Origin of the sequence: Microbacterium sp. Y-01 (assembly GCF_003856715.1) — a bacterium.
Classification (GTDB): Bacteria; Actinomycetota; Actinomycetes; order Actinomycetales; family Microbacteriaceae; genus Microbacterium; species Microbacterium algeriense.
On record NZ_CP024170.1, the window covers coordinates 389,452 to 409,199 of the forward strand.

Consider the following 19,748-nt stretch of genomic DNA (forward strand, 5'->3'; position numbering starts at 1 on the left):
TCGCACGGAGCGATGCACGCTTTCCCCATGGACACGGAGATCGAGACGGATGCCGTCATCGTCGGCGGCGGGCCCGCAGGACTCATGCTGGGGCTTCTGCTGGTGCGCCGCGGCCTCGACGTCACGGTGATCGAGAAGCACGCCGACTTCCTGCGGGATTTCCGCGGCGACACGATCCACCCCTCGACGCAGCAGCTGCTCGCAGAGCTCGGCCTCCTCGACGAGATCCTGGCCCGTCCGCACGCCGACATGTCGCGGGTCACTCTCAGCTGGCACGGCACCGAACTGACGCTCGCCGACTTCTCGCGTCTGCCGACCGCGAGGCGGGTGATGACGTTCATGCCGCAGTGGGACTTCCTCGATCTGCTGGCGGATGCCGCGGGCCGGCGCCCCGGGTTCCATCTGCTCCGGTCGACGCGGGGGGCGGGTGTGACCAGGGAGGGCGGGCGGATCGTCGGCGTCACGGGCACCGGACCCGACGGCGCGGTCGACGTGCGCGCCCGCGTCGTCGTCGACGCATCCGGGCGCGATTCCGAGGTCCGAGCCGCGGCGGGCCTGACGCCTGTCGGGGTGGCGGCCGCGATGGATGTGCTCTGGTTCCGGCTGCCGAAGCACCCGGGAGAGACGCATCCGTTCATCCAGGCGGGCGAGGGGATGATCATCACGATCGACCGCGGGGATTTCCTCCAGATCGCGCATGTGATCCCCGCCGGGACCTGGACCGGATCGACGGCCGATGTGCAGCGGATGATCCAGCGGGTGCGCCGCATCGCCCCGGGGCTCGGAGCCGCCGCGGCCGATCTGACCGCCGAGGACGTGCACCTGCTGCGCGTGCGGCTCGAGCGCTTGCGTCGCTGGTGGAGCGACGGCCTGCTGTGCATCGGCGATGCCGCGCACGCCATGTCCCCGGCCGGAGGCGTGGGCATCAACCTCGCGATCCAGGATGCGGTGGCGGCCGCGCGCGTCCTCGGTCCGGCGCTGGAGCGGGGGACACCCCGCATCCGCGACCTTCGACGCGTGCAGCGCCGACGCACCTGGCCGGTCGTGGTCACGCAGGGAGTGCAGCGGATCCTGCAGCGTCCGCTGCTCGCCTCCACTCCGGTCGGCGCACCGCTTCCCGTCCCGCTGCGGCTGCTGCGCGATCATCCGGCGCTGACGCGGGTCACCGGGCGGTTCGTGGGACTGGGAGCCCGGCCGGAGCGACTGTGACGGGGGCGGTCGCGGGCGTCAGCGGCGAGCGGGGCGGGTCGACCACAGGGCCAGTGCGACGAGCACGGGCTGGAAGAACAGCCGCACGAACCGCTTCATGTCCGTGTCGAGTCCGAAGCCGTCGCGGTGATGCATCCACTGCGCCACGTTGCCCGGGAACACGGCGATGAAGAACAGGGCAGCGATCCGCCCGACCGCGCGTCGGCGCCGATGCGCCCAGAGCAGCGCCGATCCGAGCGCGATCTCGGCCACGCCGGACGCCAGCACCGTCGCATCCGGATCGAGGGGCAGGGATTCGGGCACCTGCGCCTGGAACTCCTTCCGCGCCACCGTGAGGTGCGACACTCCCGCGAAGACGAGGGAGGAACCGAGGAAGATACGGCCGATGGTGCGAGCGGGAGTCGACATGGTGCGAGTGTACGCGCCGACGCGGGGTGCGGCGCCGGTGCCTCAGATCAGACGGCGCAGAGCCTCTTCCAGGGTGACCCCCTGCGCCTCGGCGCGGTCTCGCAGCCGGGCGTGCTCGTCGGAGGAGAGCGGGATGCGCACCTCGATCGGGTCGTCCACGGGGGCGTCGAGACCGTCGAGCAGGTCGGATGCCTCGGCCCAGAGCGGCTCTGCGGCAGCGGGTGCCGGTGTCGCAGCCGGTGCCGGATCGGGGGCGGGGGCGGCGGCTGCGGCCACGGAGGCGGACGCGGCCACGGCGGCGCCGGCATCCGTCGCGAGCGTGAACCCGGGGCCACGACGCGGCTCCTGCTTCTGCTGGTATGCCTTGGCCGCGGCGTTCGCGCGCTCGTCCGCGGCCTCGTTCAGGGGTGCCCCGCGTGTCCCTTGACCCAGGAGAACTCCACGTCGCGGCCGCGGATCGCCTCATCGATCCCCTCCAGCAGGTCACGGTTGAGCACCGGGCCGCCGTCGGACTTGCGCCATCCGCGCCGCTTCCATCCCGGCATCCACTTGGTCACGGAGTCGATCACGTAGCGGCTGTCGCATTCGATGAGCAGCTTCTCGTCGGTGCCGGCCGTCGCGCGCAGCAGTTCGAGCACCGCACGCAGCTCGCCCTGATTGTTCGTCCCGTGCGGGGAGCCGCCGGCTGCCCAGTTGGCTTCGTCGATGTACCAGGCCCAGCCGTTGGGGCCGGGGTTTCCCAGGGCGGAGCCGTCTGCGGCGGCGGTGATCGTCATCCCTCCACCGTAGCCGCGGGCGAGTGCGTGCCCGTGCCACCGCCGTTTCGCACCGAGGTCGCAGCGGAGGGGCGCAGGGATGCGACGCGAGCGCGAATCTGCGGCGGGGTCAGTCCTCGGGCTCTCCGGTCTCCGCGCGCTCCTCGGCAGGGGCGGGGGCGGCGCGACGGGGAACAGGATCGAGCTGAGGTCGCCGCTGGTCTCGGCCCGAGGCCGATCGAGAGCGGATCGACCACGGGGGCGGTGTCCAGCTGATCCGACTCCGAGTGCTCGAGCGGCTCGGAGGGCAGAGCCCACGGGTTCTCTTCTTCTTCAGGCTTGTGCTGGAACAGTCCCATGCGGTCCATTGTGACCCCGGGAGGGGGCAGCCGGGTCTGATTCACACCGGATTGATCGGATGCCGGTGCCTGCGCGATCCGTCAGGCAGCGGCAGCGCGGACGGCCTGGACGAGCGCGAGCCAGGGCCGTCCAGGGCAGAGTCCGGGAGCTCGCGCTCGCGGCGCTCGGAGGGGTGCGGGCGCGGATCCGCCAGACGAAGCGGTCGGCCCCGGTGTCGGCATCCGTCTCCTGGTCCCAGGGCAGCGGTCGATCAGGTCGATCCACTCCGACGCGTCCGACGATTCCACCTCGACCCGCCACTGCCGGCGGATCCCCGCGATGCCGCCGGAGCGCACCACCGCGACCACGACCTGCGGGTCAGTCGGCGGAGGGGACTCGCTCATCCTCATAGACTCCCACGGCCGTCCACGCGCGTCGAGCCGCTGCGACCGTGGCGCGGTCGATGGACTCGGCGGCGGAGACCGTGGCGTCAGCGAACTCGGTGAACGTCGCGGTGTCGGACAGCCCGCCGGTCAGCGCCCGATACCAGACCGTGCCAGCGCGCTCCCAGGCGTTGCCGCCGAGATCGCGGGCGAACAGGGCGAAGGCCCGGTTCGGGATGCCGGAGTTGATGTGCACCCCGCCGTTGTCCTCCGTCGTGCGGACGAAGCCGCTCATGTGGTCGGGCTGCGGGTCTTTGCCGAGCTCATCGTCGTCGTAGGCCGTGCCCGGAGCGATCATCGACCGCAGGGCCGCACCCTCGACGGCGTCGGTGAAGATCTCGGCGCCGATGAGCCAGCTGGCCTGGTCGGCGGTCTGCCCGAGGGCGTACTGCTCGGTCAGGGCGCCGAACACATCGGCGATCGACTCGTTCAGGGCGCCGGGCTGGCCCTGGTATTCGAGGTTGGCCGTGTGCTGCACGACCCCGTGTGCGAGTTCGTGGCCGATCACGGTGAGAGACGCGGTGAACCCCTGGAACACCTCGCCGTCGCCGTCGCCGAACACCATGCGCTCGCCGTCCAGAAGGCGTTGTCGTAGTCGACGCCGTAGTGCACCGTGGCGTTGAGCGGTGCGCCGGCGTCGTCGAGCGAGTTGCGGCCGAACGCCGCGAGCAGCATCTCGAACGTCGCCCCGAGGCCGTCGAAGGCCTCGTTCACCGCGGCGTCTTCGACCGGGGCGTCGTCTTCGCCGCGCACGATCGCCCCCGGGAGCTGCTGCGTGTTGCCGGCGTCGCTGATGGTGCGGTTCGGCGCATCGGAGAGCTGCGCGACGAGGTCGCCGTTCTCGTCGATCGAGAGGTCGATGCGGGCGCGGAACGGCGGGCGCCCCGCGGTCAGCGTCTGCCGGGCGGCGGCCGCGGCCTTCGGGAAGCGGCCGGACTCGGCGAGGCGCGCCAGCAGATAGGAGGGGACCACTCCGTGACGTACCGCCGCTGTGCTGCTCATGCTGCGACCCTACGCCGGGGTGGCGACGTTCGCGCGCATCCGTCTCCGACGCCGGACACACGCGGCATCGGACTTCCGACTTGAGGATGAGAATCATTCTCAATAGGGTGAGAGAGCCATGACACGCTCCACTCCCCGCCTCGCCGTCGCCTCCGCCGGGCTCGCGCTCCTGCTCACCCTCGCCTCCTGCGCGGTCGCCCCGACGCCCCGCCCGACCACCACCGAGGTTCACGGCTTCGACGCCGGGGGTGCCGCCGAGGTCGCCTCCCCTGCCCTCGCGCTCGTCATCGCCGACGAAGAGGGAGCGCTCACCCTGATCGACCTCGACACCGAGGAGCGGGAGGAGTTCGCATCCGCCCCCGGAGACGTGACCGCGGTGTCCGGCGACGGGCGCCTGATCTACCGGGCTCTCGCAGACGACGCCGGCGTCGAGGTGATCGACACCGCACGCTGGACCGTTCCGCACGGCGACCACACCCATTCGTTCCGCGGCGACGCGCGGTCGCGGGAACGCTCGACGGCACCGGCGACGTGCGCGTGACCGCAGGAGGGCAGCGTGCGTCCGTCGCGTTCGGCGGCTCGAGCCTCGTGGTCCTCGACCATGAGGAGCTCGGCGCGGGGCTCGAGTCCGCGGCCCCGGTCGCCGTCATGCACACCGGCCCGGTGGTGCCGTTCGCCGGCGGGCTGCTCGTGCCCGCCGACCGGGCGGTCGCGGCGACCGATCTCTCCGGCGCCGCGCTCGATGCATCCGCGCCCTGCCGCGACGCTTCCGACGCGGACTTCACCCGCGTCGGCGCCGTGTTCGCGTGCGCCGACGGCGCTGTGCTGTTCACCCGCGAGGTGGGGGAACCGTCGCCGCCGAGGTCATCCCCTTCCCCGCGGATGCTCCTCCGGCGACCGACCTCGCCGGGCGAACCGATCGTCCTGATCTCGCCGGCGTCGCCGGTTCCGCGGGGGCCTGGCTGCTCGACGTCCGGCAGCGCCGCTGGACGTTCCTGCCCTCGGATGTGCCGCTGCTGCGTGCGGTCGCCGTGGGCGATGACGACAGCCGCACGGTCGCGGTCGACGCCGAAGGGCGGGTGCGGATCCTGGCAGCGGACGGCTCGGTGCTCGCTCGGACGGAACCGCTGCTCGCGGATGCCGTCTCCGACCCGGCGCTGCGCGAGCGGGTGCAGCTCGTCGTCGGCGGGCGGCACGCGTACCTCGCAGACCCCGCTCTCGGCGCCGTGCACGAGATCGACCACACCGACGCGCGCATCACCCGTTCCTTCGACGATCTCGACCCCTCGTTCCTCCAGCTCGTCGGCTGACCCGAGTCTTCGGCGGCCCCGGTCGTCACCGCGCACCTGCGCACCCACCACACAGAGAAGGAGACCACCCATGTCCCGACCCCGCACCCGCTTCGCGCTCGCCGCGTTCGGCGCGCTCGCCGTCGCGGCGCTCGCCGGATGCGCCGGCGCCGCCCCCGCCGGCTCCTCGGCCGACGCCCCGAGCGGCGAACAGCATGACGGCGACACGCGCGTCGCCGTCACCTACGACGGAGGAGTCCTGGTGCTCGACGGGAAGACCCTCGAGACGATCGGGGAGGCGCCGCTCGGCGGCTTCCTTCGCGTCAACAGCGCCGGCGATCACGACGGTCACGTCTTCGTCACCGCGGAAGACGGCTTCCACGTCCTCGACAGCGGCCTCGCCTCCGACGCCGTGGAATTCACGGGCGAGGTGTTCGAAGCCGTCGCAGCCGGCCACGCCACTCCGCATGCCGGACGCACGGCCCTGTTCGACGACGGCACAGGCGAGGTGCGCGTGTTCGACACGGACGCCATCGGCACCGGCACGCTCCCCGAGGTGGACACCCTCACCTCCGAGGCGGCCCACCACGGGGTCGCCATCGAACTCGCCGACGGCACCGTCCTGTCGACGATCGGCACCGCCGAGGCGCGTTCGGGTGTCCGGCATCTGGCTGCCGGCGGCACCGAGCTCGCCCGCAACGAGCAGTGCCCCAGCGTGCACGGCGAAGGAGCCCTGAAGGACGAGGTCGTCATGTTCGGATGCGAGGACGGGGTGCTGCTCTTCGACGACGGCGCGTTCACCAAGATCGAGGCGCCCGACCCGTTCGGTCGCACCGGGAACGCCTACGTGTCCGAGACCAGCTCGATCGCCTTCGGCGACTACAAGACCGATCCGGATGCGGAGGGATACCTGCTGTCGCAGCTCGTCCGGATCGACGCGGACTCCCGACGCTGTCGGTCGTCGACCTGCCGGACGGCGTGGAGTACACGTGGCGCGGGGTCGGGCGCAGCGCCCACGATGACGTCGTCGTGCTCGGCGCGGACGGGGCGCTGACCGTGCTCGACGAGGCCGGCGCGCCGCTGGACTCGTGGCAGATCATCGATCCGTGGGAGAGTCCGACGAGTGGCAGCAGCCGCACCCTGGCCTGCGCGTGGTGGGGGATGTCGCGTACGTGACCGAGCCGGCGAAGAAGCGCATCCTCGCGGTCGATCTGCACACCGGCGAGGTGGCGGCGGAAGCCACGCTGGATGTCGTGCCGAACGAGTTCGTCGTCGTGGGAGCCGCGGCCACTGAGTCCCCTCGAAGGGCGGGCCAGCGCGGCCCGCCCTTCGTCGTCCCTGAGGTCAGTCGCGCTCGATGCTCAGCACGGTCGTGCGGAGGCCGTCGGACTCGTGCTGCACCGGCATGCCGGGGTGGTCGATCGAGAACCAGAAGACGCCGTCCGCGGTGTCGTAGCGCCGACAGGTGAGATCGCCCAGCGGAGTGCTCAGGGCCACCGTCGAGACGCTGGTCGTCTCCGCGTCGAAGGCCGCATGGCTCTGCAGCTCGACCCAGGTCACCCGGTTCGACACGATGGCCTTCGGATCGTCGACGGCCCAGCGGTCGAGGGTGGCGCCCTCATCGTCGGTGTCGTGGAAACGGTTCACGTGCTCGCCGAGCGGACCGTCGGGGCCTTCCAGCAGCAGGTGGACGGTCATGCCCGCTCCCGTCGTATCGCGGATGTCGGCGGCGGTGAACGGCGTCGGCAGGAGCCCTGGTCCGAGGAGGTGGGGATCGTCATGAGGACAGTCTGCGCCATTGCTCGTGCAGAGATCGTGACACCGTGCCATCCCGTTCTCGAGGGCAGCTGTCCTTGACAGGATTGCGTTCTGTATACAGAATACGAGTACGCCTGCAGGGGCGTCCCGACGTGATCTTCCAATGACGAAAGAGGTAGCGAGATGGCTCGTGCGAACGCGACGCGGTATCTGGCAGTGGGTGCCGCAGGCGCTCTGGTTCTCGGACTCGCTGCGTGCAGCGGCGGTGGGGTGGGGTGGCGTCGCGGCTGACGGTACCGCAACGGTCGTGTGGTCGACCTGGGGAACCGCCGACGAGCTCACCCGATACCAGGAGTTCAACAAGGACTTCATGGAGCGCCACCCCGACATCACGGTCAAGCTGCAGCCCGTCGCCGGCTACGGCGACTACCACTCCAAGCTCCTCGCGCAGCTCACGAGCAACACCGCACCCGATGTCTTCTACGTCGGCGACGACATGATCGGCCAGTTCGTCGACTCCAACCGGCTCATGCCGCTCGATGACCTGATGGCATCGAAGGAGAGCAAGACCAAGAAGGACGACTTCTTCCCCGGCCTGTTCGGGCCGCCGAACACGAAGGCGAGGTGTATGCCGCCCCGAACGATTCCAACCCCGACGTGTTCTGGTACGACAAGCAGGCGCTCGCCGCGGCCGGCATCACGGAGGATCCGGCGACGCTGGCCGAGAACGGCGAGTGGACGACCGACAAGTTCCTCGAGATGAACGCCAAGCTGCACGACGCAGGGCTCGCCGGCACGATGTACTGGAACTACTGGGCCACCCACTGGAGCTGGCTTTCGTCGCAGGGCCTCGACGCACCGTACGACGACTCCGGCGCCTTCGTGGCGAACGAGGACGCCGACACCGTCGAGGCGATGCAGCAGTTCGGCGACCTGTTCCAGGACGGCACCTTCGTCGTCGCCGACACCCTGCCGGACGGTGCGGGAGCGGACAGCATGTTCGTCACGCACAAGGCGGGCTTCTTCGTGCAGGGCCGATACACGATCGGCACGGTGAGTGCGACCGGCGAGCAGGACAGCTACGACATCGTGCCCTGCCGACCCCTGACGGCGAGGCGGCACCCACCGGCGTGGCCACGAGCTTCCTCGCCATCAACGGCAAGACGAAGGTGAAGGACGCGGCGTTCACGTTCTGGACCGAGTTCCTGTCGGCGAAGGCCAGACGTTCCGTCTGGAGGCGCGGCAACGCCGTCCCCTCCATCAAGGGTGCGGACGACGTGGTGCTGGAAGGCGACTACCCGGCGCACGCGCAGACGTTCCTCGACATGCGCGACATCGGCTTCGAGACTACCCGGCGGAGGCCAGGGTCGCCGGGCTCCCCGTCGCGATCGCGGAGGAGTTCCAGAAGCTCTACGAGGGCAAGACCGACGCTCAGGCCACGCTCGACGCCATCGCCGACGTGATCAAGGAACGGTCGGAGAAGTAGGAGTGACCACTCTCACCGAGAACGGACGGATGCCGCAGGCCGGTCCTGCGGCATCCGTCCCGCCCTCCGCGCGGAAGCCGCGTGGCGTCGCCGCGACCGTCGGTGGGGTTATGTGTTCGTCGCGCCGCAGCTGATCGGCATGGGGCTGTTCGTCGTGCTGCCCTTCGCCGCGAGTCTCGTTCTCGCGTTCGCGGAGTGGGATGGGCTCAGCGACCTGAAGTGGGTCGGGCTCGCCAACTTCGTCGAGCAGCTGCAGATCCCCTGCTCGGGCGCTCGATCATCAACACGCTGCTGATCGCCGTCATCACGGTGCCGATAGGCCTCACGCTCGCGGTGATCGTCCGCGATCGCGCTCGAGCGGCTCAAGACCCGCACGCTGTACCTGATCCTGTTCTTCGCCCCCGTGGTCACCTCCACCGTCGCCGTCGCGATGATCTGGCAGCAGATGTCCGCTCGGACGGCCTGCTCTCCAGCACGATCTCGACGGTCTTCGGCGTCACCCCGCGGACTGGCTGCAGGACCCGAAGCTCGCCCTTCTCGCCGTGTGCATCGTCACGATCTGGTCATCGATGGGACTCAACGTCATCATCTTCCTCGCGGGCCTGCAGAACATCTCGCCCTCGGTCATCGAGGCCCGCATCGACGGTGCCGGCGCGTGGCGGCTGTTCTCAGCATCCGCCTCCCGCTGCTCTCGCCGATCATCTTCTTCTCTTCGGTGATCGCGTTCATCTCCTCGCTGCAGACCTTCGACACGGTGTACGTGCTGGTCTCCGGCGGAGGACCGGACAACGCGACGCGCACCATCGTCTACCACATCTTCGATCTGGGCTTCGGGCGGTTCGAGTTCGGGCTGTCGAGCGCGGCCAGCATCATCCTGCTCGTGCTCACGCTCGTCATCACGGCGATCCAGTTCGGCGCGCAGAAGAAGTTCGTCCACTACGAGGATGAACCCGCATGAGCATCCAGACTCCCTCCCTGACTCAGCCCGTCGGCCCGCCGACCGACTCGACGGTCGCCATCACCGCCCCCGGATATCGTCAGCGTGGCCGTGGCGGACCAGGGGCCGACCGCGCGCGCCGCCGGGCCGGCTCGACGCTGCTGCATCTGGTGCTCGCCCTGGCGGGCATCGCGATGGTCTTCCCATTCGTGTGGATGCTGCTCACGTCGTTCAAGACGCTGCCCGCAGCTGCTCAAGAACCCGCTCGAATTCCTGCCCAATCCGTGGACCGTGCAGAACTACGCGGATGCGTGGAATGCGGTGCCGTTCGGCCAGGCGTACCTGAACAGCGCCTACATCGCCGTGCTGTGGTCGTGGGCACGCTCATCACGGCGTCGATGGCCGGTACGCGTTCGCGCGCATCCGCTTCAAGGGCAGCAAGGTGCTGTTCATCGTGTTCCTGGCGACGCAGATGATCCCGGCGCAGGTGACCTTGATCCCCTTCTATCTGCTGATGTCGCAGCTCGGTGGGTGGACTCGCACCTCGCGCTGATCGTGCCGGCATGATCGCCAACCCGTTCGCGGTCTTCCTGATGCGGCAGTTCGTGCTCGCGCTGCCCCGTGAACTCGAGAGGCGCGCTCGTCGACGGCGCCGGCCGCTGGCGCATCTTCTGGAGCATCGTGCTGCCGAACCTCAAGCCCGGGCTCGCGGCGCTCAGCATCATCACCGCGCTCGGCGTCTGGAACGCCTTCCTGTTCCCGCTGGTGCTGCTGAACACCCCGACCTGTTCACGGTGCCCCTGCTTCTGACTCGTTCCAGGGGCAGTTCGGTTCGATCACTACGGGCTGGTGATGGCCGCCTCGGCGATCGCGACCGTGCGATGCTGATCGTGTTCGTGATCGGACAGCGCAAGATCCTCAACAGCATGGCCGCATCGGGCCTGGGAGGACGTTGATGACGGACATCGCCGCCCTCGCGGACGTCGCTGGACCTGATCTCGGCCCCCTTCACGCTGCCCGCGCTCGCGCGTGCTGGTGTTCGCGCGGACGATGGCGATGGTGTGCGCGTGCACACCTCGGAGTATGAGCGCCGGCTGTCGGAATGCCGGGTGATCGACGCGCTGACCGTGGTGGATGCCCGTGGCCGGGTGCTGTCGGTGACCGACGTGCATCCCGCGCGAGTGACGTTCGGGGGAGTGGCGACGCTGACATTCGCCGACCCGTCGACGCTGAGCATCGGAGGCGACCCCGGATTGCGGGTGCGCTTGCGGCGCCCGGACGGCCGCGTCGAGGAGCACCTGCTCGGTGCCGGCATCCGTCTGCTCATCATCGCCGACCGCGCCGTCTCGGTCGAAGCCGGTGACCACGCCGCGGCGCTCGCCGCGACCGACGTGATCTGGAGGGACTGGTTCGCGAAGTGCCCGACGGTGCGCGACGACCTGCAGGAGATGGCCGCGTTCTGCTGGTGGGTGCTGGGAGCGAACATCGTCGAGCTGCCGTCGCTGGGCGATGCCAGGGCGATCGTGCCATCGAAGATCGGCTACGTCGGTCTCTGGCAGTGGGATGCGTACTTCATCGCGGTCGGGCTGCGGCACGGAGACCCGGAACTCGCGCGAGAACAGCTCGACCTCGCGTTCCGGTTTCCGCAGCCCGACGGCCAGCTCCCCGACGTGGTGCATGAGCTCGGGGTGCTCGCGACGAGCGATGACCTGCCTGAGAGCGACCGCGACAACCTGCGCCGGGCCGGATCGCAGATCGCCGACCCGCGTGCGCCCGTTCCCCTGACGAAGCCGCCCCTCGCCGCCTGGGCGCTGCGCAAGGTACTCGAGATCGACGATGCCCCCGACTACGCACGCACCCAGCTGGCACGCATCGTGCGGTCCCAGGATTGGTGGTTCGCGGAGAGCGACCTCGATCGCGACGGGATGCCGGAGTACGGACATCCGTACTCCTCAGGGCTCGACGACAGCCCGATCTTCGACGGCCCGCTGCCGACGGCGGCTCCCGACCTGGGGGCGTACCTCGTTCGGCAGGACTTGGAGCTCGCGGCGCTGCTCGAGAGGTATGAACCGGATGCCCAGGTCGCACGGTTCCGCGAGCGCGCAGCGACGACGCAGGAGCTGCTGCTGCGCATGTGGGATGACGAGCGGGGTCGATTCCTCGCGTTCGGCGGCGGGGAGCCCCAGCTGAGCGACACCGTCGTCGGACTGATGCCGTTGCTCACGGGCACCCTGCCGGCTCGGATCGCGGAGGCGCTGCGTGCGGCCGTGGATGATCCCGCGCGCTTCGCCCTCCGCTGGGGACTGCCGACCGTCGCGGCATCCGACCCCGACTTCTCGGACGAGCGTATGTGGCGCGGCCCGGTGTGGGTGAACACGAGCATGCTGATCGCCGAAGGGCTGGAGGCATCGGGGTACCCCGAGCGGGCGCGGCACCTCCGAGAGCAGACGGTGGCCCTGGTGATCCACGGCGGCGGTCCGCACGAGTACTTCAACCCGCACACGGGCCTCAAGACCGAGCGGGCGACCACCGCGTTCGGCTGGTCAGCAGCGCTGTTCATCGACCTCGCCGTCGAGCTGTCGCGGGCCTAATGCCGTTCGGAACTCCGGGCGGCCAGCACCAGCAGGACCACGCCGGCGATGGCCAACGCGATGTTCACGACGAGGTACACAGCGCCGTCGACGCCGCCCGCACGGACGACGGAGAACGATGCCAGAGCGCCGATCGCGGCGAGCACGATCGCCACGAAGCCGCCGATCCGCAGTGCCGAGGTTCTCGTCATGTCGCCTCCCTTCCGGTGCCCCCAGGGTAGCCTTCTCGCTCTCGGAGACATGGTCAACCTGAGGAGCGTGGGACTGTCTCTATGGTCCCACGCTCGGCGCTGGTCGGTGTGTCGGCACGGGAGGGTGAGGACGTCCTTGCGCAACCTCGCGGACTGATCTCTTCGAGACTCCGGACACGAGCTCTCGCCCGAAGGGTGGGACTGACGTCGTGAGCTGAGTGCTTCGGGTTGACGGCCGGAAGCGACCTCACGCCGTGAAGTAGGAGCTCGTCGCGTTGTCGAGGATGCGCTCCATGCCGTGCATCCAGTTGAGTTTCAGGGCCTCGACGGCGCCCGGGATGTCGCCGTCGGCGAGGTGGCGGGCGATCTCGGCGTGCTCGGCGGCGACGCGTTCGACCTTCACGTCCTCGGGGACGAGCAGCGATTCATAGCGGTGGAACGAGCTGCGCACGTTGTCGATCACGGCGAGGAGCCGGCTGTTCGGGCAGGCCGAGAGCATCACGCTGTGCCACTCGTCGTCCTTGGTGATGACGAGCTGGTGCTCGACGAGCTCGTCGGCGAAGGCATCAGCCATCTCCTTGAGCTGTGCGCCGATGCGACGCAGCTCATCGGGCGGACTCAGCTCGAGTGCGAGGCTCTCCAGGGCCGCCATCACGGGGGCGAGGTCGCGGAACTCGGAGGCGCTGAGCGGGACGAAACGGAAGCCCTTGCCGTTCTCGCTCTCGATCTGCCCCTCGGACTCCAAGGCGATGAGTGCTTCGCGCAGCGGGGTGCGGCTGACGCCGAGCTCGGTGGCGAGCTGCACCTCGTTGATACCCTCGCCGGGCTGCACGAGTCCGGAGCGCATGCGGGTCAGCAGCTCCTGTCGAACCTGCGAGCGCAGGTTCTTGCGTTCGATCGCCATGCGTCCCCTCTTCTGCCTCCTGCCCGTCAGCCTATGGGTTGACGGGCCTCGGACGACGTCCTAGTGTGTTGTATACAGAATACAGCCGATCTCGGATTCGCACCACTGCACCCTCGGATCGGCCGGTGACGACTCAGAGAGGAGACTTCGTGCCCGCACCCGGTGGCGACCAGCCCACCCGACGCGTCCGCCTCGACGCCCTCGCCTACGGCGGCGATTACAACCCCGATCAGTGGTCGGAGGAGACCTGGCACGAAGACATCCGTCTGATGCGCGAAGCCGGCGTGAACATGGTGAGCCTGCCGATCTTCAGCTGGCCGCAGCTGGAGCCCGAGCCCGGCGTCTACGACTGGGCCTGGCTCGACCGCATCATCGATCTCCTGTGGGAAGCGGGCATCGCGATCGACCTCGCCACCGCCACCGCGACTCCGCCGTCGTGGCTGCTGCGCGCACACCCCGAGATGGCGCCGTGGGATGCGGACGGCCACCGGCTCGAGTTCGGCTCCCGCCAGACGTACTGCCCCTCGTCGCCGATCTGGCGCGAGAACGTCGCCCGCATGGCCAGGGCCATGGCCGAGCGCTACGGAGAGCACCCGGGTCTCGCGATGTGGCACATCTCGAACGAGTACGGCGATCACACGTCGCGCTGCTGGTGCCCCGAGTCGGCCCGCCACTTCCGCCGCTGGCTGCAGGACCGCTACGGCGACCTCGCCGGTCTGAACGAAGCCTGGGGCGTGAACGTGTGGGGTCAGCGGTACACCTCGTGGGAGCACATCGAGACCCCGAAGAAGGCTCCGGGGCCGGTCAACCCCACCAAGCTGCTCGACTTCGAGCGCTTCTCGTCGGACGCGCTGCTGGAGCTGTTCCAGGTGGAGATCGACGTCTTGCGCGAGGTCACGCCCGACATCGCGGTGACCACGAACTTCATGAGCATGTTCCGCGATCTGAACTACTGGGACTTCGCCGCGGTCGAAGACGTCGTGACCGACGATGCCTACCCCGAGCCCGCCGATCCGACCTCGCACGTGGGTGCCGCCCTGAACTACGGTCTGATGCGCTCCCTCAAGGGCGGACAGCCGTGGCTGCTGCTGGAGTCGTCCGCGAGCGCCACGAGCTGGCGAGACGTGAACGTACCCAAGGCTCCGGGCAAGATCCGCGTCGAGAGCCTGCAGGCCGTGGCGCACGGCTCCGACGCCGTGATGTTCTTCCAGTGGCGCCAGGCGAAATACGGCCAGGAGAAGTTCCACTCCTCGATGCTCGGTCATCGTGGCGAGCGCTCGCGCAGCTTCCGTGAGACCAAGGCGCTCGGAAACGAGCTGAAGACGCTCGAGCCGGTGCGTGGGACCCGCGTGCGATCGCGTGTCGCCCTCGTCGTGGACTGGGACTCGTGGTGGGGCATCAGTGCCGCCGAGTCGCTCCCCTCGCAACGGTTGCAGTGGGCGCAGCAGGCCCGCGCCTGGCACCGCGCTCTCTACACGCTCGGCCAGCCGGTGGACGCCGTCCGCGCCACTGGTCCGTTCGACGCGTACGACGTGGTCGTGGTGCCGAACCTCTACATCGTGGAGCAGTCGCAGGCCGAGGCGCTGCAGGCGTTCGTCGAACGCGGCGGACATCTGGTCGTCGGGCCGTTCTCGGGCGTGGTGGATGCCACCGAGAAGGTGCACGACGGCGGAGCGCCCGGGCTCCTGCGCCACCTGCTCGGCATCGAGGTCGACGAGCAGTGGCCCATCGCCGACGGACTGACGGAGCGCATCGACTTCGCTGGCGAGTCCCTGACCGTGCCGGCGTGGAGCGAGTGGATCGAGGTGGACGACGATGTCGAGGTACGCGGGACGTATGCGAGCGGTGAGCTCGACGGCCTGCCGGCGGTGACCCGTCGCGCGGCGGGGGAAGGGTCGGCCTGGTACGTCAGCGCGATGTTCGAACCGGACGGTCTGCTCACGGTGTTCCGCGACGTGCTGCGCGCCACGGGCCTGCCCGCACGCGAGCGGACGGACGTCGACGTCGAGGTCGTCACCCGGTCCGACGACACCACCGACTACACGTTCTACCTCAATCACGGTCGCAGGCCCGTCGCGTTCGAGATCCCCTCGCCGGCGACCGACCTGCTCACCGGCATCGGTCACGCGGACCGTCTGGAGCTCGATCGCTACGGCGTCGCCGTGCTCGCCGCACCCCGCGGCGACTCCATCCCCTTCGCCACCCTCATCCCGCCTAAGGAGGACGCATGACCGCCCCGTTCGTGCATCCGTACATCCCCAACACCGCGCCGGAATCGCGCGCGGCGATGCTCGCGGCCGTCGGCGCCGCGTCTGTCGACGAGTTCTACGCCGACGTCCCCGAAACGCTGCGTCTCGACCGATCGCTGGACCTGCCGGCGCCGTTCCTCGCCGAACAGGACCTCGCCCGTCACGTGCGCGGGCTGCTCGCCAAGAACCGCTCGACCGAGGAGCGGCTGAGCTTCCTCGGCGCGGGCACCTACAACCACTACGTGCCGGCAGTCGTCGACGAGGTCATCGGTCGCAGCGAGTTCCTGACCGCCTACGCCGGCGAACCCTACGAGGACCACGGCCGCTTCCAGGCCCTGTTCCAGTACCAGTCGCTGATGGCGGAGCTGTTGGAGATGGACGTCGTGAACGTCCCCGTCTACGACGGCTACCAGGCGACGGCGACGGGCCTCACGATGTCGGGGCGTCTCACCGGCCGCGGGCGCGTGCTGGTCGTCAGCGACGTGCTGCCGGCGAAGCTCGCGAAGGTGCACGACTACGTGCGGGCCCACCTGACGCTCGAGCACGTGCCGTCGGTGAACGGCACGGCGGACGTGGAGGGGGTCAGGGCCGCACTCGGCGACGATGTCGCCGCCGTGTGGGTCGAGACGCCCAGTGCCACCGGCGCCGTGGAGGCGGCGCTGCAGGAGATCGCGGACGCCGCGCACACCGCCGGAGCCGTGCTCGTGGTCGGCACCGATCCCATCGGCTACGGCGTGCTCACCCCGCCCTCGGCCTCCGGTGCCGACATCGTCACCGGAGACATCCAGTCCCTCGGCCTGCATCAGTGGTTCGGTGGCGCCCACGGCGGCTTCATCGCCGTGCACGACGACCCCGCGTTCGTCATGGAGATGCCCTCGCGCCTGTTCGGGCTCGCCACCACCGACGTGCCGGGCGAGTACGGCTTCGGCGACGTGGCCTACGACCGTACCTCGTTCGCGCACCGCGAGGAGGGGAAGGAGTGGGTCGGCACGGCCGCGGCCCTGTGGGGCATCGCCGCCGGTGTCTACCTCGCGCTGATGGGTCCGGCCGGTATGGCCGAGCTCGGCGAGGTGCTGCTCGCCCGCACCCGGTACGCGCAGCAGGCACTCGCTGCCGTTCCCGGCGTCTCTCTCGACGACGACGCCGTGCACCTTCGCGAGTTCACGGTGTCTCTGCCCGTACCTGCCGCGGAGGTCGTCACGGCGCTCCGCGCCCGGGGCATCGAACCCGGCGTGGTCGTGGGCGAGCACCGCCTGCTCGTCTGTGTCACCGAACTCACCTCACAGGCCGACATCGACACCCTGGCGGGCGCGCTCGCCGCAGTCGTCGCCCCCGAACTCGCAGAGGAGCAGAAGTGAGCCTCCCCGTCGCGCCCAAGCCGGCGCTCCGTCGATTCCAGCAGGCCCGCTGGGACGAGCCGATCATCTTCGAGCTGACCACGCCCGGTGAACGCGGCGTGCTGGTGTCGCAGGTCGAGCCGGGTGTGCGCGAGGTGGTGGGCGATGTGGTCGCTGCGCTGCCGGCCTCCCTGCGTCGCCCGTCTCGTCCCGCGCTGCCCGAGATGGGGCAGATGCGCGTGCTCAAGCACTACCTGCGACTGTCGCAGGAGAACCTCGGCGCCGACCTCAACGTCGACATCGGCCAGGGCACGTGCACCATGAAGTACGCGCCGAAGATCAACGACCAGCTCGCGAACACCCCGCAGCTCACCGCGATGCACCCGCACCAGGATCCGGCCGATGCGCAGGGCGTGCTCGAGATCGTCTGGCAGCTGGAGCGGGTGCTCGCCGAGATCTCCGGCATGGACGAGGTGTCGCTGCACACGCAGGGCGGCTCGGCGGCGATCTGGGCGAACATCGCGATGATCCGCGCCTTCCACGAGGCGAACGGCGAGGGCGAGCAGCGTCGCGAGGTCATCACGACGATCTTCAGTCACCCCTCGAACGCGGCCGCCGCGAAGGCTGCAGGCTACGAGGTCATCACGGTCTACCCCGATGCCGAGGGCTATCCGTCGCTCGATGCGTTGAAGGCCGCCCTGTCGCCCCGCACCGCGGCGATCATGGTCACCAACCCCGAGGACACCGGCATCTACAATCCGGCGATCCGGGAATGGGTCGACGCCGCTCATGCCGTCGGTGCCCTCGCCTCGTACGACCAGGCGAATGCGAACGGCATCCTCGGGATCACGCGCGCCCGCGACGCCGGCTTCGACGTGTGCCACTTCAACCTGCACAAGACCTTCGGCACCCCGCACGGCAGCGGCGGGCCGGGATCCGGTGCGAACGCGGTGAGCGCGGCCCTGGCTCCGTTCCTGCCGGGACCGCGTGTGGTGCGCGCCGATGACGGGACCTTCGGGGTGGCCGAGGCGGGAGAGCTGTCGATCGGCGCGGTCGGCCCGTTCTTCGGGGTCATCCCCGCCCTCGTGAAGGCCTACTCCTGGATCATGGCCCTGGGGGCTCCGGGGCTGCTGGCCGCCGCGGAGACCGCCGTGCTGAACAACAACTACCTGATGGCTCGTGTGCTCGCGATTCCGGGAGCATCGGCGCCGTATGCCACGGGTCGCCGCCGGATCGAGCAGGTGCGCTACTCGTGGGAGGAGCTGTACCAGGAGACCGGCATCTCGTCGGAGGAGATCGGCGTGCGCATGTCCGACTTCGGAATGCACTACTGGACGAGTCACCACCCCTACGTGGTGCCGCAGCCGTTCACGCTCGAGCCGACGGAGTCGTACTCGATGGCGGAGCTCGACGAGTATGCGGCGACGTTGGCCGAGGTGGCGCGCGAGGCACGGGAGACCCCCGAGGTCGTGCGCACCGCTCCGCACAACCAGACCGTCCACCACACGCATCATGACGACCTCGACGACCCCCAGCGGTGGGCGATCACCTGGCGCGCGTATCAGCGGAAATACTTCCCCGCGGAGTCCGTCGCCCCGTGATCGGACTCGTCGTCAACCCTGTCGCCGGTGTCGGCGGGCCTGCGGGCCTCGCCGGCTCCGACGGCGCGGACGTGCAGCGCCTCGCCCTCGCGCGCGGCGCCCGTTCGCGTGCGCAGGAGCGGGCGATCCTCGCCCTGACGACCCTCGCCGACCGGCATCCCGGTCTCGCGGTGGCAACGGTTCCCGGTGCGATGGGCGCCGATGCGGTCCGCGCCGCGGGACTCGTGCCGCACGTTCTCCCCCCTTCCACTTCGCCGAGTGCACGGCTTGCGGTCGAATGCACGGCTTCATCGCGCGGTGAGGCCGCGCACTCGGCGGGCGCCCGTGCACTCGGCGAAGACCGAGGCGGCGCGGGGACGGATGCTGCCGACACATCAGCCGCGATAACGGCGCTCGCCGCGGCCGGGGCCGACCTGATCCTCGTGGTGGGCGGTGACGGGACCCTGCGGGATGCGTGTGCCGGACTCGAATCCGTGGAGGAGGCGGAGAGTGAGGAACCGAAGCCCGCGATTCTCGGAGTGCCGGCGGGAGTCAAGATGTACTCGCCCGTGTTCGCCGTCAGCCCCCGGGCAGCGGGGGCGACAGCGGCGGACTGGATCGACCGAGGGGGTCTCCCCACCGAGGAGCGCGAGGTGCTCGACATCGACGAAGCCGCGATGCGCCACGCCCGCGTCGACCCGACGCTCTACGGCATGCTGAGCGTTCCTTATCGGAGCGGCCGCACGCAGGCGCGCAAGGCACCGACCCCTGCCACCGAGGCGGCGGCCGTCGAGGCTGCGGCCCGGGGTGCTGTCGCGCGCATGCGACCCGGAGTCCGCTATCTGCTCGGTCCCGGAGGCACCACCGCAGAGATCGCCCGGCAGCTGGGGGTCGACGGATCCCCGCTCGGTGTCGATATCGTGCTCGACGGAAGGGTCCTCCTCCGAGGCGCGAGCGCTCAGGAGATCCTGGCCGAGATCGCCGAGGGACCGGCGCAGGCCGTGGTCACGGTGATCGGCGGGCAGGGGTTCCTGCTCGGCCGCGGCAACCAGCAGCTCTCCGCGTCCGTGCTGCGTGCTCTCGGCGACGACCCCCTCCTCGTGGTCACACCCGAGCAGAAGCTCATCGATCTGCACGGTCGCCCGCTCCTCGTCGACACGGGCGATCCGGAACTCGATGCGAGACTCACCGGACACATCCGCATCATCACCGGTGTCGGCACCAGCAGTCTGTACGCCGTGAGCGCTCCCGACCTGACCACCGTCTGACT

19 protein-coding genes and 2 pseudogenes are annotated in these 19,748 nt (G+C 69.8%); 14 read left to right on the forward strand and 7 right to left on the reverse strand.

All coding sequences use genetic code 11. The features are described from left to right. Positions 1–27: 27 nt before the first annotated feature. Entirely contained in the window at positions 28–1,209 is a 1,182-nt protein-coding gene (locus tag CSX12_RS01845) for an FAD-dependent oxidoreductase (RefSeq protein ID WP_164479521.1), read from the forward strand. 18 nt (positions 1,210–1,227) lie between these two features. Here the strand turns inward: CSX12_RS01845 and CSX12_RS01850 are convergent, their stop codons facing one another. From CSX12_RS01850 to CSX12_RS01870, 4 genes and pseudogenes are all read right to left on the reverse strand, one after another. Further along, a complete protein-coding gene (locus CSX12_RS01850; RefSeq protein ID WP_124894648.1) occupies positions 1,228–1,617 on the reverse strand; it encodes a DoxX family membrane protein in 390 nt (129 codons plus the stop codon). A gap of 231 nt (positions 1,618–1,848) precedes the next feature. Further along, positions 1,849–2,393: pseudogene (locus CSX12_RS01855) on the reverse strand (ribonuclease H); the annotation flags it as partial. A gap of 419 nt (positions 2,394–2,812) precedes the next feature. Then, positions 2,813–3,115 carry a hypothetical protein gene (locus CSX12_RS01865; protein WP_241160537.1) on the reverse strand — a complete coding sequence of 101 codons (303 nt, stop codon included), beginning with the start codon at positions 3,113–3,115 and terminating at the stop codon, positions 2,813–2,815. After that, positions 3,090–4,156: pseudogene (locus CSX12_RS01870) on the reverse strand (M4 family metallopeptidase). The gene CSX12_RS01865 and the pseudogene CSX12_RS01870 overlap by 26 nt, the downstream one beginning before the upstream one ends. A gap of 118 nt (positions 4,157–4,274) precedes the next feature. Between CSX12_RS01870 and CSX12_RS01875 the strand changes: the two are divergent. From CSX12_RS01875 to CSX12_RS01885, 3 genes are all read left to right on the forward strand, one after another. Beyond that, positions 4,275–4,697, forward strand: coding sequence for a hypothetical protein (locus CSX12_RS01875; RefSeq protein WP_124894649.1), 423 nt, complete (start codon positions 4,275–4,277; stop codon positions 4,695–4,697). 265 nt (positions 4,698–4,962) lie between these two features. Further along, on the forward strand, positions 4,963–5,466 hold the full coding sequence (locus CSX12_RS01880) for a hypothetical protein (protein ID WP_124894650.1): 504 nt from the start codon (positions 4,963–4,965) through the stop codon (positions 5,464–5,466). 70 nt (positions 5,467–5,536) lie between these two features. Continuing rightward, a complete protein-coding gene (locus tag CSX12_RS01885) occupies positions 5,537–6,499 on the forward strand; it encodes a hypothetical protein (RefSeq protein WP_206427121.1) in 963 nt (320 codons plus the stop codon). Positions 6,500–6,789: 290 nt separating this feature from the next. On the opposite strand, the gene CSX12_RS01890 is transcribed toward CSX12_RS01885, so the two are convergent. Next, positions 6,790–7,143 (reverse strand): hypothetical protein, encoded by a 354-nt coding sequence (locus CSX12_RS01890; protein ID WP_241160538.1) that lies wholly within the window; start codon positions 7,141–7,143, stop codon positions 6,790–6,792. 250 nt (positions 7,144–7,393) lie between these two features. On the opposite strand from CSX12_RS01890, the gene CSX12_RS18795 reads away from it, so the two are divergent. The 6 genes from CSX12_RS18795 (at position 7,394) to CSX12_RS01915 (ending at position 12,217) form a co-directional block, all read left to right on the forward strand. Further along, the gene (locus CSX12_RS18795) at positions 7,394–7,966 is read left to right on the forward strand and encodes an extracellular solute-binding protein (protein WP_164479522.1); all 573 of its coding nucleotides are present in this window, start codon (positions 7,394–7,396) and stop codon (positions 7,964–7,966) included. Beyond that, positions 7,861–8,376: a hypothetical protein gene (locus tag CSX12_RS18800; protein WP_124894653.1), complete on the forward strand. Its 516-nt coding sequence runs from the start codon at positions 7,861–7,863 to the stop codon at positions 8,374–8,376. The genes CSX12_RS18795 and CSX12_RS18800 overlap by 106 nt, the downstream gene beginning before the upstream one ends. 425 nt (positions 8,377–8,801) lie before the next feature. Then, positions 8,802–8,984 (forward strand): sugar ABC transporter permease, encoded by a 183-nt coding sequence (locus tag CSX12_RS18575; protein WP_206427122.1) that lies wholly within the window; start codon positions 8,802–8,804, stop codon positions 8,982–8,984. A gap of 360 nt (positions 8,985–9,344) precedes the next feature. Continuing rightward, complete coding sequence (locus CSX12_RS18585) at positions 9,345–9,647, forward strand: ABC transporter permease subunit (RefSeq protein WP_206427124.1); 303 nt, start codon at positions 9,345–9,347, stop codon at positions 9,645–9,647. Positions 9,648–10,189: 542 nt separating this feature from the next. Next, the gene (locus tag CSX12_RS18645) at positions 10,190–10,582 is read left to right on the forward strand and encodes a hypothetical protein (RefSeq protein ID WP_241160540.1); all 393 of its coding nucleotides are present in this window, start codon (positions 10,190–10,192) and stop codon (positions 10,580–10,582) included. A gap of 111 nt (positions 10,583–10,693) precedes the next feature. Further along, the gene (locus CSX12_RS01915) at positions 10,694–12,217 is read left to right on the forward strand and encodes a glycogen debranching protein (RefSeq protein ID WP_124894654.1); all 1,524 of its coding nucleotides are present in this window, start codon (positions 10,694–10,696) and stop codon (positions 12,215–12,217) included. Here the strand turns inward: CSX12_RS01915 and CSX12_RS01920 are convergent. Both CSX12_RS01920 and CSX12_RS01925 read right to left on the reverse strand, forming a co-directional pair. Next, a complete protein-coding gene (locus CSX12_RS01920) occupies positions 12,214–12,408 on the reverse strand; it encodes a hypothetical protein (RefSeq protein ID WP_124894655.1) in 195 nt (64 codons plus the stop codon). The two genes, CSX12_RS01915 and CSX12_RS01920, sit on opposite strands and share 4 nt — an antisense overlap. Positions 12,409–12,655: 247 nt before the next feature. Beyond that, entirely contained in the window at positions 12,656–13,312 is a 657-nt protein-coding gene (locus CSX12_RS01925) for a GntR family transcriptional regulator (RefSeq protein ID WP_124894656.1), read from the reverse strand. Between the two features lie 149 nt (positions 13,313–13,461). On the opposite strand from CSX12_RS01925, the gene CSX12_RS01930 reads away from it, so the two are divergent. From CSX12_RS01930 to CSX12_RS01945, 4 genes are read left to right on the forward strand one after another with little or no spacing between them, the layout of a single operon-like run. Further along, positions 13,462–15,543, forward strand: a complete 2,082-nt coding sequence (locus CSX12_RS01930; RefSeq protein WP_124894657.1) for a beta-galactosidase — start codon at positions 13,462–13,464, stop codon at positions 15,541–15,543. After that, complete coding sequence (gcvPA, locus tag CSX12_RS01935; protein ID WP_124894658.1) at positions 15,540–16,919, forward strand: aminomethyl-transferring glycine dehydrogenase subunit GcvPA; 1,380 nt, start codon at positions 15,540–15,542, stop codon at positions 16,917–16,919. Before CSX12_RS01930 ends, gcvPA begins: the two co-directional genes overlap by 4 nt. Next, positions 16,916–18,499: an aminomethyl-transferring glycine dehydrogenase subunit GcvPB gene (gene gcvPB, locus CSX12_RS01940; RefSeq protein WP_124894659.1), complete on the forward strand. Its 1,584-nt coding sequence runs from the start codon at positions 16,916–16,918 to the stop codon at positions 18,497–18,499. Before gcvPA ends, gcvPB begins: the two co-directional genes overlap by 4 nt. Then, positions 18,496–19,746 (forward strand): NAD(+)/NADH kinase, encoded by a 1,251-nt coding sequence (locus CSX12_RS01945; RefSeq protein WP_206427126.1) that lies wholly within the window; start codon positions 18,496–18,498, stop codon positions 19,744–19,746. The genes gcvPB and CSX12_RS01945 overlap by 4 nt, the downstream gene beginning before the upstream one ends. The last annotated feature ends 2 nt before the right edge of the window (positions 19,747–19,748 follow it).